Genomic DNA, 15569 nt, shown 5'->3' on the forward strand with positions numbered 1-15569 from the left:
ACGCTCGGCACGTTCGGGTCTTTGTTTCTGTCCGCGCCGGCTCCGGCCGCCGTTGGCTGGGCCTGGTCCCAGGTTTTCCGCCGGCCCGGAGCGAAGCGGACGTTGCCAATGACCAGCTACGCAAGTACAGAATGGAATTTCCCCGTGGATCCAATGAACATCCTGCTGTTCGTCATGCTCGGACTCTTCGTCTTCATGATGTTCCGCCGCAACAAGAAGACCAAGGAACAGGCGGTCAAGCTGCAGTCGCAGTTCGCTCCCGGCGTGGAGGTCATGACCAGCTTCGGACTGTTCGGCCGCATCATCGAGATCGACGAGGACGAGAACAAGGTCCTTCTTGAACTCTCGCCGGGAAACCTTGCTACCGTGCACCGCCAGGCCGTCACCAAAATCGTCGAGCCGGCTGCTGCAGTAGAGGAGCCTACGGTCGTTCCCGACGACGCCTCCTCGCTGACCGACGCCTCCCCGCTGACCATCGACAAGGCCGGGAGTGCCGCCCCCGCCGCCGAATCGCCGCGCACTGAAACGCCGGATGAAACTTTGCGCCGCCTCAACGACGAAGGCAAGAAAGACAGCTAGTCTGCCTATCGGAGCTGGCCCGCGAAGCAACTGCTGGGGGCCGCGCCGGTGCGGCCCCCGCGGTCAGCGCCGGCGGCTCCTCCATCATTAATAGAAAGATCGACAATGGCACGTACTGGCCCCAAAAACACAGCCCTCCGGGTGCTGGTCTGGCTTGGCGTTATTCTCGCCGTCTTGACTGCCGTCCTGGCGGGCGGCACCATGGCCGGGCAGGCGAGCTGGGCTCCCAAGCTTGCCCTGGACCTTGAAGGCGGCACGCAGATGATCCTGGCGCCGAAGGTCGAGGGCGGTTCGGACATCAGCGAAGACCAGCTCAACCAGGCCGTGTCAATCATCCGCCAGCGCGTGGACGGCTCGGGCGTCGCGGAGGCTGAAATCAGCACGCAGTCCGGCCGCAACGTTGTCGTGAGCCTTCCGGGCACCCCGTCCAAGGAGACCCGGGCCCTGATCCAGGCCTCCGCGGACATGAACTTCCGGCCGGTCCTCCAGGCCGGCCCCGGCGCGGCGGTCCCCACGGCGTCCCTGACTCCGGAGGAACAGCTGCCCAAGCCCACAGCTGCGCCCGCGAACAGCAGCGACGTGAACTGGATCACGGCCGATGTCTATAAGAAGTTCGAGACGCTCGACTGCGACAACCCGTCCCAGGACAAGCAGGAACGCTCCGACCCGGCCAAGCCGCTGGTCACCTGCGAGCCGGCTTCCGCGACGTCGCCGGCCATCAAGTACATTCTGGGGCCGGTTGAGGTCAAGGGCACGAACATCAAGACCTCCTCGTTCCAGCTGCAGGCCGGTGCCCAGGGTGCCGTCACCAACGAGTGGGCCGTGAACATCCAGTTCGACGAGCAGGGCACCGCCAAGTTCAAGGAAGTCACCGAGCGCCTCTACCAGTTCTTCGTGGCCGCCGGCGGCCAGAGCGGCTCCGACCCGAAGGCCCAGTTCGCCATCGTCCTCGACGACCAGGTCATCTCCGCGCCGCGTTCCCTCGCCGTCATCACCGACGGCCGCCCGCAGATCACCGGCGGGTTCACCGAACAGTCCGCGAAGGCCCTCTCGGACCAGCTGCGCTTCGGCGCGCTGCCGATCAGCTTCGAAATCCAGAGCGAACAGCAGATCTCGGCCACCCTCGGCGGCGAGCAGCTCCGGATGGGCATGCTGGCGGGCCTGATCGGGCTGCTGCTGGTGGTCGTCTACTCGCTCTTCCAGTACCGGGCACTCGGCTTCGTCACCGTCGCCTCCCTCGTGGTGGCCGGTTCGCTGACCTACCTTGCCATCGCGATCCTGGGCTGGACGGAGAACTACCGTCTCTCCCTGGCCGGTGTTGCGGGCCTCATCGTGGCCATCGGCCAGACGGCGGACTCGTTCATCGTCTACTTCGAACGCATCCGTGATGAGCTCCGTGAAGGCCGCGGCCTGGTCTCGGCGGTGCAGAACGGCTGGAAGCGGGCCAAGCGCACCGTCCTGGCGTCCAAGGCCGTGAACCTCCTCGCCGCCCTCGTGCTGTACTTCGTGGCGGTGGGCAACGTCCGCGGCTTCGCCTTCACCCTGGGCCTGACAGCCATCGCCGACCTCATCGTCGTCTTCATGTTCACCCACCCCACCCTCCAGGTCCTGTCCCGGACCAAGTTCTTCGGTGAAGGCCACCGGTTCTCCGGGCTTGACCCGAAGCGCCTCGGCGCCGTGCCCCTGTACCGGGGCGCAGGGCGGATCCGTACGCCGGAAGACAGGCCCGCCGTCGCCGTCCGCGCCAAGAACAGCGGCGCCACGGCTGAAGCCGCGCGCCGGATGACCATTGCAGAACGCCGCCTCGCGGAAAAACAGGAACAGGGCAATCAAGGACAACTTGCCGGTTCCGCCAAGAGCGCAGCCAAGGAGGGCAAGTAAATGGCCAGCTTCGCCACATTCGGTAACGAGCTTTACACGGGCAAGCGCTCGTACGACTTCGTCGCGTCCAAGAAGATCTGGTTCCTGGTTGCAGCCGTCGCCGTTGCCCTCTCGATCCTCCTGCCGATCGCCAAGGGCGGTTTCAACCTCGGGATCGAATTCCGCGGCGGGTCCGAGTTCACCGTCTCCAACGTCAAGACCACGGATGCGACGATCGGCGAGAAGGCCGTGACGGATGTCGTCGCGGGCAGCGTGCCGCGCGTCGCCAACGTTGCCGGCACCACGATGCGCATCCAGACGGACAAGCTCACCGACGAGGATACGCTCAAGATCAAGGACGGCCTGACCACCGCGTACGGCGTCACGGACAACGAGGTCACCTCGACGTTCGTCGGACCCACCTGGGGTGCGGACGTGACCAAGCAGGCGCTGCTGGGCCTGCTCGTCTTTGTGGCACTGGCCGCCGTCCTGATGGCGCTGTATTTCCGGACCTGGAAGATGTCGCTCTCGGCCCTCGCGGGCATGCTCGTGACCATGTTCATCACCGCCGGGGTCTACTCGCTGAGCGACTTCGAGGTCACGCCGTCGGCGATCATCGGCTTCCTGACGGTGCTCAGCTATTCGCTGTATGACACGGTCGTGGTTTTCGACAAGATCCGCGAAAACACGGCCGAGCTGCAGGCGTCCACCCGCAGGACCTTTGCCGAGGAAGTCAACCTCGCCGTCAACCAGACCCTGGTCCGCTCCATCAACACCATGATGGTGGCCATCCTCCCGGTCGGTGCCATCCTCTTCATCGGGGCCGGGCTGCTGGGCGCCGGAACGCTGCGCGACCTGTCCCTGGCCCTGTTCGTGGGCATCCTGATCGGAACGGCCGCAACGATCTTCATCGCGGCCCCGCTGTACGCCTGGCTCCGCCAAAGCGAACCGGACCTGGTCAAGCAGGCCAAGCGGGTGGAACAGCGCCGTGCGGAGGCTGCCGCCATGGCCGCCTCGGAGGCAACTCCCGCCACCGCCTAGCAGGCCTGGCCCGGCGTGTCTTGATCCGACGGGCCGGAGAACGTCATCCGTGACGGTCTCCGGCCCGCCGCCGTATCCCGGCGGGTTATCGGAGTATCCTCCTGCGGGAATACACTGGAATGATTATCGGGTTGTGAGGGGTGCTCCTTTTGGATGAACGTTCGACGCCGGTGCCAGCGGCGCCGGTGGATAAGAGTCACGGCCAGGCTTCGCAGACCGGCGTGGTGGCTTCCGGACGTCCCGATGTCCCCGTGCCGGTCGACAACGCCGGGGCCCGCGCCACTTTCCCCGGCCGCCGCGAACGCACGCGGTCCAGGCTGGCCCGGCTGACGGGCCGGGGAGCCCCGGCGTACTCGCCGATCCTCGAGCCATTGCTGCGCACCGTCCGTGCCAACAATCCCAAGGAGGACTTCGACCTCATCCAGCGTGCTTTTGTGGTGGCGGAGCGTTGCCACCGCGGGCAGAAGCGCAAGAGCGGCGACCCCTACATCACGCACCCGGTGGCGGTGGCAACGATCCTCGCCGAACTGGGCCTGAGCGGCACCACGCTGGCCGCGGCGCTCCTGCACGACACCGTCGAGGACACCTCCTACACCCTGGACGATCTCAAGGCGGAGTTCGGTCCGGAAGTGGCGATGCTGGTCGACGGTGTCACGAAGCTGGACAAGGTCAGCTTCGGCGAGGCCGCGCAGTCCGAAACCGTGCGCAAGATGGTCGTGGCGATGGCCAAGGACATCCGCGTGCTGATGATCAAGCTCGCGGACCGGCTGCACAACGCCCGCACGTGGCGCTTCGTCTCGGCCGAGTCCTCGGCACGCAAGGCACGGGAAACCCTGGAGATTTTCGCGCCGCTGGCCCACCGGCTCGGCATGAACACCATCAAGTGGGAACTGGAAGACCTCTCCTTCGCGGCGCTGTACCCCAAGGTGTACGAGGAAATCGTGCGCATGGTGGGCGACCGGACCCCGGAGCGGGAGAAGAATCTCGCCGTCATCCGCAACCAGATCACCGGGGACCTGCGGGACGCCAAGATCAAGGCCACCATCACCGGGCGGCCGAAACATTACTACTCGATCTACCAGAAGATGATCGTCCGCGACAAAGACTTCGACGACATCAACGACCTGATGGGCGTGCGCGTGCTCGTCGATTCGGTCCGGGACTGTTACGCGGCGCTGGGTGCCATGCATTCGCGCTGGAACCCGCTTCCCGGCCGGTTCAAGGACTACATCGCGATGCCGAAGTTCAACATGTACCAGTCGCTGCACACCACGGTGATCGGTCCGGGCGGCAAGCCGGTGGAGATCCAGATCCGCACCCATGAGATGCACCGGCGCGCCGAATACGGCGTTGCCGCGCACTGGAAGTACAAGGATCAGCCGAACCGCACGGCGGCCGGTCCGGGGAGCCCGCGCGACGGAGACATGGGCTGGTTGCGCTCCCTCGTCGACTGGCAGCAGGAGACCTCCGATCCGGGCGAATTCCTCGACTCCCTGCGCTTCGAGATCAACGCCCGGGAGGTGTTCGTCTTCACTCCCAAGGGTGAGGTCATGGCCCTCCCGGCCGGTTCCACACCCGTGGACTTCGCCTACGCCGTCCACACCGAGGTGGGTCACCGGACCATCGGGGCGAGGGTCAACGGCAAGCTAGTCCCGCTCAACAGTGAACTGAATCATGGCGACTGGGTGGAGATCTTCACCTCCAAGGCCGAAGGCGCCGGCCCCAGCCAGGACTGGCAGCACTTCGTTAAGAGCGCCCGGGCCCGGAACAAGATCAGGCAATGGTTCAGCAAGGAGCGCCGCGAGGAGTCGATTGACCGGGGCAAGGAACTGCTGACCAAGGCAATGCGCAAGCAGAACCTTCCCCTGCAGCGGCTCATGACCCACGACGCCCTCGCCGCGATCGCAGAGGACTTCAAGTATGTGGACATCTCCGGGCTCTACGCGGGGGTGGGCGACGGCCACACCTCCGCCCAGTCCGTCATGGAACGCCTCGTGGAGAGCCTCCGCGGGAATGAGGCGCCCGAGGATGACCTCTCCGAGGTCTCCATTCCCACCCAGGTCAGCAAGGCCCGGTACTCGGATTCGGGTGTGGTGGTCCGGGGGGTTGACGATGTCTGGGTGAAGCTGGCCCGGTGCTGCACCCCGGTGCCGCCCGATCCCATCCTCGGCTTCGTCACCCGCGGTTCCGGGGTCTCCGTGCACCGGACCGACTGCACGAATGTTGCGGGCCTGCGGGAGCAGCCCGACCGGATCGTGGAAGTTGACTGGGCCCCCACCCAGTCGAGCGTGTTCCTGGTGGAGATCCAGGTCGAAGCGCTGGACCGCAAGTCCCTGCTGTCCGATGTCACGAGGGTGCTGTCGGAGAACCACGTGAATATCCTTGCCGCCAGCGTGCATACCTCCACAGACCGGGTGGCGATTTCCAGGTTCGCCTTCGAGATGGGTGATCCGAGGTACCTGAGCCACGTGCTCAGCGCCGTCCGCCGCATTGACGGAGTCTTCGATGTCTACCGCACCACCGGGAACCGGCGGCGGAATTAGCTAGCCCGACGCCTGCCCTTCAGGGGGCGCCGGGAGCACCGCAGCCAGCTTCTCGAGCGCTGCTTTCCTGTGCGGGACCCTCGGGCTGGCTTCCACGGCGAGCCTGAGGAGCCGCAGCCGCACGTCCAGCTCAGGCTTCGCGAGGAGGGCCGCGAGGGCCGGCAGCGCCTGCTCAGCCTCCACGTGCAGGGCGATGTCCAGCGCCGTCCGCAGCGGGCTGGATACCATCAGTCCGCCCAGGCTCACGACGTCGAAGGGCCCCAGCCGCACCTCGTGGAAGGTGCACCCGCGGGTTGACCTCAGGCTGGAAATCCTCCGGTTGGCATCCACCAGCAGGGCCAGACGGTCCGGCTCATGGGCGCAGCCATAGATCCAGGCAGCCGTCATCCTTCCGGCCACGATGCGCTGCCGGATGGTCACGGGAATGGCGCAGGCCGCGGCGCGGGCCCGGAGCTGCGGCGTCGAGCGCGTCCCGGGCGGCAGGTACCCGCGCTGGTACAGCTGCGTCAGCACGCCGTCGGACGCCATGGCCTGCAGCTCCGGCCAGGAGAAGAGCGCACCGGGGGAGTAGAGCTCGTGCGGGGACGGGTCAGGCGGCGACGGAACCGGCGTGAGCGTAACCGGCGTGAGCCGGGCAGACGCAGGCGGGTCAGATGCACGCGGAGGAGGGGTGCGGGGAGCAGGTGTGCCGGACAGGAGGGCCATTCCGCCATCGTGCCGCGTCCCCGGAGCAGGGAACAGGCCCCGCCTCGGTCATGTGGATAACCGGGGCGGGGCCTGCTGTTGGATCCTGCGGACTATCCTGTTGGATTGTGTCCGGCTATGAGAGCTCGCTTGCCGACTTCTCCAGCTGCTCCAGCCAGGCCTGGCGTGCCTCGAGGGCTTCCTGGGCTGCCTTGATCTTGCGCTGGTCGCCGGCCTTCTCGGCCTTGGCCAGGTCCTCCTGGAGCCCGGCGATGGCCGATTCCAGCTGCGTCAGGGCGCTGTTGGTGCGGGCCTTCGTCTCCGGGTTCGAGCGCTTCCAGTTTTCATCCTCGGCGTGGCGGACGGCGTCCTCCACCTTCCGCAGCCCGGCCTCGATCCGGCCCATGTCGGCGCGCGGAACCTTCCCGGCTTCTTCCCAGCGGTCGCGGATGGACTGGAGGGCCTTCTTGGCCGCGGCGAGGTCCTTGATGGGCAGCAGTTCGTTCGCTTCCACCAGCAGGGCCTCCTTCACCGTCAGGTTGGCACCGTACTCCTGGTCGATCTCGTCGTTGGCGGCCTGGCGGTGGGTGAAGAAGACATCCTGGGCCGCCCGGAAACGCGCCCACAGGGCGTCGTCGTCCTTGCGGCTGGCGCGGGGGGAGGCCTTCCAGTCATCCATCAGCCGGCGGTACTCGCCGGCGGCGAAGCCCCAGTCGGTCGAGGTGGACAGGGCCTCCGCCTCCGCGATCAGCTTCTCCTTGGCAGCCTTGGCTGCCGAGTTGTTGCTGTCCAGCTGCGAGAAATACGCGCGGCGGTGCCGGTCGAAGACCGTGCGGGCCGCGCGGAAGCGCTTCCAGAGGGTGTCCTCGTTGCTGCGGCCCAGCCGGACCCCGCTCTTCTGCGCGGTCTTCCAGCTCTCGAACAGCTCGTTCATGCGGGCGCTGGAGGTCTTCCACTGGATCTGGGCCGGGTCGTGGCCGGCGATCTCCTCGGCCTCGGCCACGATGGCCTCGCGGGCCGCGAGTTCGGCGGCGCGGACGGCGTCGTGTTCGGCCTTTTCTGCTTTTTCAAGATCGCGGACCTGCGTGGCCAGCGTATCGAGGCGGCCCTCGGCGGAGCGGAGATCGCCCACCATGTTCCGCTCGGCCAGCTGCTCGCGCAGGTGCGTGACGGTCTTCTGCATGTCCGTCGTGGGCGCCTTGGAGTTGACGCGCTGTTCGAGCAGGACGATCTGTGCGACGACGTCGTCGTACTTGCGGGCGAAGTAGCCCAGGGCCTCGTCATTGCTGACGCCCGGGTACTGGCCGACGGAGTGCTCCGTGCCGTCAACGGTCAGGAACACGTGGCCGTCGCCTTCGACGCGGCCCCAGCGGGCAGCTTCGGCCAGCGAGGCCGCGGAGGACACCGTTGCCGGGGCCGGGGCGGCCGCTGACGGGCCGGCCTTGGGCCGGGCCGCGAAGGCTGCCGGTGACGGCGCGGGGCGGCTCGCGGGAGCAGGTACGGGAGCAGGTACAGGAGCGGGCGCCGGTACGGGGGCGGGAGCCGGCGTGGGGGCGGGCGCCGCTGCGGTGGCGGCTTCTGCGGCCGGTTCAGCAGGCTCAGGAGAGCCCGCCGCTGCTGTCTCAGCCTCCGCTGCAGCCTGGGCCTCAGCCTCAGGTGCGCCCTCAGGCGCTGCATTGCCTGCGGCCGTGTCCACGGCCCCGTCCGGCGTCATGCCTGCGGCACTGCCTGCGCCACCGCCTGCGGCCTCGCCTTCGACTGCCGCCACGTCGGCTTCGGTCTCGTTGGCAACTGCTGCTGCCAATGTTTCGTCGGATTTCTGACTGTCTGTCACCGCTAGAAGTCTTTCGCTTGGAGGGAAATACCGGGACCGTGGCCACGAGGGCCCCCGTTTGGTTACTTCAGAGAGAACGAGTCTATCGTGACTGGTTCCACAGGTGCGCCGTCTGTGGCGCCACCGCCCGGCTTCAGGCCGGCCGCGGCGATCCCGGTGACGACGTCGAGCCCGGCCGTGACCTTGCCCACCACCGTGTAGCCGCCGGCCGCGTCAGCCGGAATGACGGTGTCCTTGTACACGATGAAGAACTGGGTGCCGTTGCCGTGGGCGTTTCCGCCGGTCCTGGCGACGGCGATGGTTCCGGCCGGGTAGTTATTGTCCGGCGGCGTGTTTTCCAGCGGACCCCAGGTGTAGGAGGGATCGGAACTGCCGTCGCCGGCCTTGGAGCCGCACTGCAGCACGCCGAAGTTCTCGGCCGTGGTCAGGCGGTGGCAGCTGACGCCGTTGTAGAAGTTCTGGTCCGCCAGGGACTTGAAGACGGCGGCTGCCTGCGGGGCCCGGGTGCCGTCCAGTTCGACGCCGAGCGTCCCGCTGTTCAGCTTGAGCTCGCCGGTGAACGTCTTGCCCGCAGCGGTTTCCGGCTTGGGGATGTTCTCCCCGTTGGTCGCCGCGGGGGTGGCCGACGGCGTCGCCGACGCGGAAGGGGCCGCCAGGTCCGCCTGGGCGGCCGCGAATTGCTCTTCGGTGGGGTTGGCGGAGAAGACCGTCAGCTGGAGCACGACGGCGAGGGCTATGGCCGCCGTGCCGGCGCCGGCGGCGAGGACGTTGTCGCGCTTCCGGCGCTTGTCCTGCTCCTTGCGCAGCTCACGTTTTGCCTCCATCTGCTGGACGCGCCGCTTGGCGTCGCGGGCGCTCCTTGAACTGGCCGCCAAAAGTCCTCCTGGTTGTAAGGCTGAACCCGTGGCGGGCCCGGGGGTGCCGTCGCGGTCCAGCAGCATAGCTGCCGGCAGCAGTGCAGCGCGGGCCCGCATTAGAGATGCCGGCGCCGAACGCATAAACTGACTGCCGCACACAGTTTATGCACGACTGGCCGGTCTGCCGCCGTTCTGCCTCCGTTTCGGACGCTTCGTTTCGGACACTTCTTTATCGACACTTCGTGCCGGAAGGAATGCGGTGCGGGACGCAGCCGGAACCGCCGTTGTTACCTTAGGAGAAAATCCCCCATGGCACGCACAGCCTCCCTGTCCGGATTCCCCGAGTGGCTCCCCGAGGAACGGCTGGTGGAGCTGCATGTGCTGGACACGCTGCGCCGGATCTTTGAACTCCATGGCTTCTCGTCGATCGAAACCCGGGCCGTGGAAACGGTGGGCCAGCTGCTGCGCAAGGGCGAAATCGACAAAGAGGTCTATGGCCTGAGCCGGCTCCAGGATGATGAAGGGGAAGCGGCCGGCGATGTACGCACGGGGGGCAAAGCCGATCCGCACGCCCTGGCCCTGCACTTCGACCTCACCGTGCCGTTCGCCCGCTACGTCGTGGAAAACGCCGGCTACCTCGCCTTCCCGTTCCGCCGCTACCAGATCCAGAAAGTCTGGCGCGGCGAGCGCCCGCAGGAGGGCCGCGCCCGCGAGTTCACCCAGGCGGACATCGACGTCGTCGGCGACGGCGAACTGCCGTTCCGCTACGACGTCGAGATTGCGCTCGTGATCGCCGAAGCCCTGAACGCCCTGCCGATCCCCGACTTCCTGCTCCGGATCAACAACCGCAAACTGGCCGAGGGCTTCTACAACGGCATCGGGCTCACGGACACCGCCGGGGTGCTGCGCAGCATCGACAAGCTCGAGAAGATCGGCCCGGCCAGGGTCGCCGAGCTGCTCAAGTCCGAGCTGGGCGCCACGGACGAGCAGGCGCAGGCCGCACTGAAGCTCGCCTCGATCCGCACCGGGGACACCTCCTTCGTGGCGCAGGTCCGCGCCCTGGGCGTCAGCAACGAGCAGCTGGAGGAAGGCCTGAACGAACTGGAGCAGGTCATCGCCGCGGCCGTCCAACGGGCCCCCGGCAAGGTGGTCGCGGACCTGAGCATCGCCCGCGGCCTGGACTACTACACCGGAACAGTTGTGGAGACCGTGCTGGTGGGCCACGAACAGCTCGGCTCGATCTGCTCCGGCGGGCGCTACGACGCCCTGGCCAGCAAGGGCAGCCGCAAGTTCCCCGGCGTCGGACTCTCGATCGGCGTGACCCGCCTGGTCTCCCGGATCCTCAGCCAGGACCTCGCCACGGCCTCACGCTCCGTTCCCACCGCCGTGCTCGTGGCGCTCACCAACGATGAAAGCTGGGGCGCCGCGCAGGACGTCGCCGCGGCGCTGCGCGGCCGGGGCATCGCCACCGAGGTCGCGGCCAAGGCGGAGAAGTTCGGCAAGCAGATCAAGTTCGCCGACCGCCGGGGCATCCCCTTCGTCTGGTTCACGGACGACGACGGCAAGCACCAGGTCAAGGACATCCGCTCGGGCGAGCAGACCGACGCCGATCCGGCCAGCTGGACTCCTGCGGAGGAAGACCTGCACGTCCGCGTCCTGAAGGCCTGAGGCGGGGGAGAAGACCACGAACACACCGGCCTCCAATGTGGGGCCGAGCCTCCTTGCCGTGATGCGGGCCCGCCATGGCGGGAGGGGCCTTTTCAGCGGGTAAACTCGAACGGGATCGTTCCCGTAACGGTCCTATTGAACATGAGTTCTGATTTTTCTCTGTCTTCTTCAGAAAGGCGTGCTGTGCTGCGCACACATGACCTCGGATCCCTTCGCTCCGAGCACATTGGACAAACCGTAACCCTGGCCGGCTGGGTCGGCCGGCGTCGTGACCACGGTGGTGTCGCATTCGTTGACCTGCGCGACGCTTCGGGCGTCGCCCAGGTTGTCGTCCGTGAAGAAGAGGTCTTCCACGGCCTGCGCAACGAGTTTGTGCTGCAGGTCATCGGCACGGTCTCCCGGCGCCCCGAGGGCAACGGGAACCCCGCGCTGGCCACCGGCGAGATCGAGGTCATGGCCGAGAAGGTCACCATCCTCAACACCTCGGACCCGCTGCCGTTCCAGATCGACGAGCACGTCGAGGTCGGCGAGGAAGCCCGCCTCAAGCACCGCTACCTGGACCTGCGCCGCCCCGGCCCCGCCCGCAACCTGCGGCTGCGCTCCGAGGCCAACCGGGTGGCCCGCGAACTGCTCCACCAGGACGGTTTCGTCGAGATCGAAACCCCCACGCTGACGCGTTCGACGCCGGAAGGCGCCCGCGACTTCGTCGTTCCCGCACGCCTCGCACCCGGCTCCTGGTACGCGCTGCCGCAGTCCCCGCAGCTATTCAAGCAGCTCCTGCAGGTGGGCGGCTTCGAGAAGTACTACCAGATCGCCCGCTGCTACCGCGATGAGGACTTCCGCGCCGACCGCCAGCCGGAATTCACCCAGCTCGACATCGAAGCCAGCTTCGTGGAGCAGGACGACATCATCCGCCTCGGCGAAAGCATCGTCACGGCGCTGTGGAAGCTGATCGACGTCGAGATCCCGACACCGATCCAGCGCATCACCTACGCCGACGCCATGGCCCGCTACGGCTCGGACAAGCCGGACCTGCGCTTCGGCCAGGAGCTGACCGAGCTCACCGAATTCTTCAAGGACACCAACTTCGGCGTCTTCAAGGCACCCTACGTCGGCGCCGTCGTCATGCCGGGCGGCGCCTCGCAGGCACGCCGCGCCCTCGACGCCTGGCAGGAATGGGCCAAGCAGCGCGGCGCCAAGGGCCTGGCCTACGTCCTGTACAAGGAAGACGGCGAGCTCACCGGTCCCGTGGCCAAGAACCTGACCGACACCGAGCGCGCCGGCCTCGCCGACGCCGTCGGCGCCAAGCCCGGCGACTGCATCTTCTTCGCCGCCGGCGAGAAGTCCCCCTCCCGCGCCCTGCTGGGTGCGGCCCGCGTGGAGATCGGCCACCGCACCGGACTCATCAACCCGAACGACTGGGCCTTCGTCTGGGTCGTTGACGCCCCGATGTTCGAACCCGCAGCGGCAGCCGTGGCGTCCGGCGACGTCGCCGTCGGCGCCGGCCAGTGGACCGCCGTGCACCACGCGTTCACCTCGCCCAAGCCCGAGTTCATGGACAGCTTCGACAAGGATCCCGAGTCCGCGCTGTCCTACGCCTACGACATCGTCTGCAACGGCAACGAAATCGGCGGCGGCTCCATCCGTATCCACGAGCGCGAGGTCCAGGAGCGCGTCTTCGAGCTGATGGGCCTGGACAAGGCAGATGCCCAGACCAAGTTCGGCTTCCTCCTCGAGGGCTTCAAGTTCGGCGCCCCTCCGCACGGCGGCATCGCCTTCGGCTGGGACCGCGTGGTTGCCCTGCTGGCCGGCGTGGAGTCCATCCGCGACGTCATCGCCTTCCCGAAGTCCGGCGGCGGCTTCGACCCGCTGACCCAGGCACCGGCGCCGATCACGGCCCAGCAGCGCAAGGAAGCCGGCGTCGACTTCAAGCCGGAAGCCAAGAAGGCCGACGACACGGCCAAATAGTCCGATCTGGTCGACAGCAAGGGCTCCCCGGGAATCCGGGGAGCCCTTGCTGTCTCCGCCAGGTTCCACACCAGCCCGCAGGACAGGGGAGAAATGGCAGCCGTGCCCGACCTCGAGGCGCTGATGGACGCCGCCTGGCCTGCCGCCGAGCGGCAGGACGGCGGCGGCTGGGTGCTCCGCGCGGCCTCCGGTGTGACGCAGCGGGCCAATTCGGTGTGGCCCCGCAGCGAGCCCGGAACTACCCCGCAAGGGTGGCCCGCTGCCCTGCGCGCGGCCCGGCTCTGGTACCGGACCCGGCGTCTTCCGCTGATCTTCCAGGTCTTCGATGACCCGCGCTACGACGCGCTGAATGCCCTCCTGGATGAGGAAGGGTTCACCCGGCAGTCCGAAACACTGATCCTGGTCCGCGACGCCGAGACCGGCGCCCCGCCGGCGGAGCCTGACGCTGGCGTGGAGGTTTCGGCCGGGCCTTCGGAGGAATGGCTGCGGTTGTGGTGGAGCGTTGACGGCCGCGGCGGCGCCGTGGAACTCGCCGTCGCCCGCGGGATCCTGGCCGGCTGCCCCTCGCTCTATGCCCTGGTCCGGGACGACGACGGCGTCCCCGCCGCCGTCGGACGCCTCGCTGTTCCTCCCGGCGGGGCAACCGGCCGGGGCGGTCTGTACGCCATGGCGACCCGTCCGGACGCGCGCCGGCGCGGCCATGCCGCCCGGATCATGCAGGCGCTGCTGCGTGAAGGCGCGCAGCGCGGGCTGGGCGGATTCTGGCTGCTCGTGATGGCGTCCAACGCCGGCGCCCGCGAGCTCTACGTCGGGGCAGGCTTCCGCGAAACCGGCCGCTACCTGTACCGGCAGGAACGGCCCAGGCGGCACCTGACCGGCTGCTAGCTGGGCGTAGACGCTGGTCAACAGCTTTTCTAGATCGTCTCCGGGTGTTCGCCGTCCTGGAGGAATCGACGATTTTTTAGTGGTAAATGTACCAGAGCAGGTGCGCACCACTAACGACATCTCCTGCGCCAGGACGGGGTTGATCATGAGTACGTCGACGGCAGCAGCACGACAGGCAGTCGGAGCGGAGCCTCAAAATTGTTAAAGGTGACGGACAGTATGAACCGGGTCCGCCAACTATTCGCCTTGTGCCCCGCTCCGCCGAACACGATGTTCTCCTGGGCAGGAAGTTGGAGGCTACAAGCTGGTGTAGTCGGCGTTTAGGCCGGTGCCTTCGGACATGCCCGCAGCATTTTCGACATCCTGATTGAAGGAGAACACTTTAACCGGTTCCACGCGGCTATGGAGTAATTCGGGTAGCTAGGCTGTCAATGTCCGCGCGTCCCAGTTGGCACAAGCCCTCGCTTTAGCAGTAAGAGAGCCGACGTCGCGGTTCTTCGGGAGATCCTCGATTGTCCGGTCGATGCGAGTGATAGGAGCTCATGTGACGCCACGTTGGTAACAACAGAAGCTCCTCCATGTCCATGAAAGTGGTTCTGTTGTTTGATGTTGTTCCTTGGGCCTTCATTGATTCCAGCTCCGCTACTGGATTCGCAACGCTGGATCTCTGATCATCCTTAACCAGGCAAGATACGGAACTAACCCACCCCGCTGAGTGGTACGGGTCCCGGACACCTTGTCCGGGGCCGCGTTATGGGGCGAACACCCTTCGTCACGACGAACGGCTATTGAGACGGCGCGTATGCGTACTGAAGAGCCCAATCTACCTGCACGTGTCCAGCGGTCCTGGGGTCCGGAAAAGGCGCGTCGGACCCGAGCTCGGTCTCTGCTTGCCACGTCCAGCGGAATTTTGTGGTGGGGACCCCGGACGGCAGAGTGGTTTCGCTAACGAGTACGCCGTCCCAGAACCACTTGACTTTTCCTGGGGTCCATTCCGTGGTGGCCACATGCCAATCCGAGGAATCAGTCGGCGAGTACGAATGAGTAGGCGGGTCGAACGCCATCGCACCGTTGTCAAAGGATCCTTTAATTGCGGAGGCCGGGGACATCTTTCCGTTCAGGTCGCCTTCCGGCCAATCGATCTCTCCCTCGTTCCAGTTTTCACTCACAGGCCAGAGCAAGAATGCAATTTTATAGCCGGGGAGGAAGTCGGATCTAAATCTAATAGAGTAGCGGCCGTATATTTGCCCCTCATAACCGAAGGGGACCACGCTTGCCACTCTCGGATTGCCCCCAGCTGTGTGAAGGTAATAATCGAGTGTGCCGCCGGACACGGAAAGCACGCGGTCGGGTGTGTATATGCCATTACGGGATGTATCGCGGATCCGAGAATAGCCGCGCATGTCTTCCCCATAAACCTCGCTTATGTGGCCTAGCGCAGCCGGAGTACCGAAGTCCTGTGCAAATATCTGCTTCCAACCAGGCAGGTCACCGATTGGCATATTCATAGAGTTCACGGCTGAGGATATTAGTATGATGATTCCAGTCACGAGAATGGCCAATGCTGGCATTATTTTAACTCTGAAACGCTTCACGGTTTTACTCCCACATGGAGGTCGAACCTTAAGAAGATTGTTCTTCGGCAGGTCA

11 protein-coding genes are annotated in these 15569 nt (G+C 66.3%); 7 read left to right on the forward strand and 4 right to left on the reverse strand.

Translation table 11 applies throughout. The features are described 5' to 3' along the window. The first annotated feature begins 153 nt into the window (after positions 1–153). The 4 genes from yajC (at position 154) to ACQCSZ_RS07710 (ending at position 6023) form a co-directional block, all read left to right on the forward strand. Positions 154–579: a preprotein translocase subunit YajC gene (gene yajC / locus ACQCSZ_RS07695; RefSeq protein ID WP_427008278.1), complete on the forward strand. Its 426-nt coding sequence runs from the start codon at positions 154–156 to the stop codon at positions 577–579. A gap of 105 nt (positions 580–684) precedes the next feature. Then, positions 685–2460, forward strand: a complete 1776-nt coding sequence (gene secD, locus ACQCSZ_RS07700; RefSeq protein WP_427007438.1) for a protein translocase subunit SecD — start codon at positions 685–687, stop codon at positions 2458–2460. Continuing rightward, positions 2461–3480: a protein translocase subunit SecF gene (secF, locus tag ACQCSZ_RS07705; protein WP_427007439.1), complete on the forward strand. Its 1020-nt coding sequence runs from the start codon at positions 2461–2463 to the stop codon at positions 3478–3480. 149 nt (positions 3481–3629) lie between these two features. Beyond that, entirely contained in the window at positions 3630–6023 is a 2394-nt protein-coding gene (locus ACQCSZ_RS07710; RefSeq protein ID WP_427007440.1) for a RelA/SpoT family protein, read from the forward strand. On the opposite strand, the gene ACQCSZ_RS07715 is transcribed toward ACQCSZ_RS07710, so the two are convergent. The 3 genes from ACQCSZ_RS07715 to ACQCSZ_RS07725 all read right to left on the reverse strand — a co-directional run bounded on the left by ACQCSZ_RS07715 (position 6024) and on the right by ACQCSZ_RS07725 (position 9416). Continuing rightward, positions 6024–6728 (reverse strand): type IV toxin-antitoxin system AbiEi family antitoxin, encoded by a 705-nt coding sequence (locus ACQCSZ_RS07715; protein ID WP_427007441.1) that lies wholly within the window; start codon positions 6726–6728, stop codon positions 6024–6026. Positions 6729–6843: 115 nt separating this feature from the next. Continuing rightward, positions 6844–8421: a DUF349 domain-containing protein gene (locus ACQCSZ_RS07720; RefSeq protein WP_427008279.1), complete on the reverse strand. Its 1578-nt coding sequence runs from the start codon at positions 8419–8421 to the stop codon at positions 6844–6846. Positions 8422–8603: 182 nt separating this feature from the next. Continuing rightward, positions 8604–9416 (reverse strand): peptidylprolyl isomerase, encoded by an 813-nt coding sequence (locus ACQCSZ_RS07725; RefSeq protein ID WP_427007442.1) that lies wholly within the window; start codon positions 9414–9416, stop codon positions 8604–8606. Between the two features lie 291 nt (positions 9417–9707). Between ACQCSZ_RS07725 and hisS the strand changes: the two genes are divergently transcribed. The 3 genes from hisS (at position 9708) to ACQCSZ_RS07740 (ending at position 13919) form a co-directional block, all read left to right on the forward strand. Beyond that, complete coding sequence (hisS, locus tag ACQCSZ_RS07730) at positions 9708–11066, forward strand: histidine--tRNA ligase (RefSeq protein ID WP_427007443.1); 1359 nt, start codon at positions 9708–9710, stop codon at positions 11064–11066. A gap of 183 nt (positions 11067–11249) precedes the next feature. Then, the gene (gene aspS / locus ACQCSZ_RS07735; protein WP_427007444.1) at positions 11250–13034 is read left to right on the forward strand and encodes an aspartate--tRNA ligase; all 1785 of its coding nucleotides are present in this window, start codon (positions 11250–11252) and stop codon (positions 13032–13034) included. 93 nt (positions 13035–13127) lie between these two features. Next, positions 13128–13919, forward strand: a complete 792-nt coding sequence (locus tag ACQCSZ_RS07740) for a GNAT family N-acetyltransferase (protein ID WP_427007445.1) — start codon at positions 13128–13130, stop codon at positions 13917–13919. A 785-nt stretch (positions 13920–14704) separates the two neighbouring features. Here ACQCSZ_RS07740 and ACQCSZ_RS07745 read toward each other — a convergent pair. Then, positions 14705–15514, reverse strand: a complete 810-nt coding sequence (locus ACQCSZ_RS07745; RefSeq protein WP_427007446.1) for a glycoside hydrolase family 16 protein — start codon at positions 15512–15514, stop codon at positions 14705–14707. Positions 15515–15569 lie beyond the last annotated feature (55 nt).

The sequence above is a fragment of the Pseudarthrobacter sp. H2 genome (genome assembly GCF_050157045.1).
In the GTDB taxonomy this organism is placed as follows: domain Bacteria; phylum Actinomycetota; class Actinomycetes; order Actinomycetales; family Micrococcaceae; genus Arthrobacter.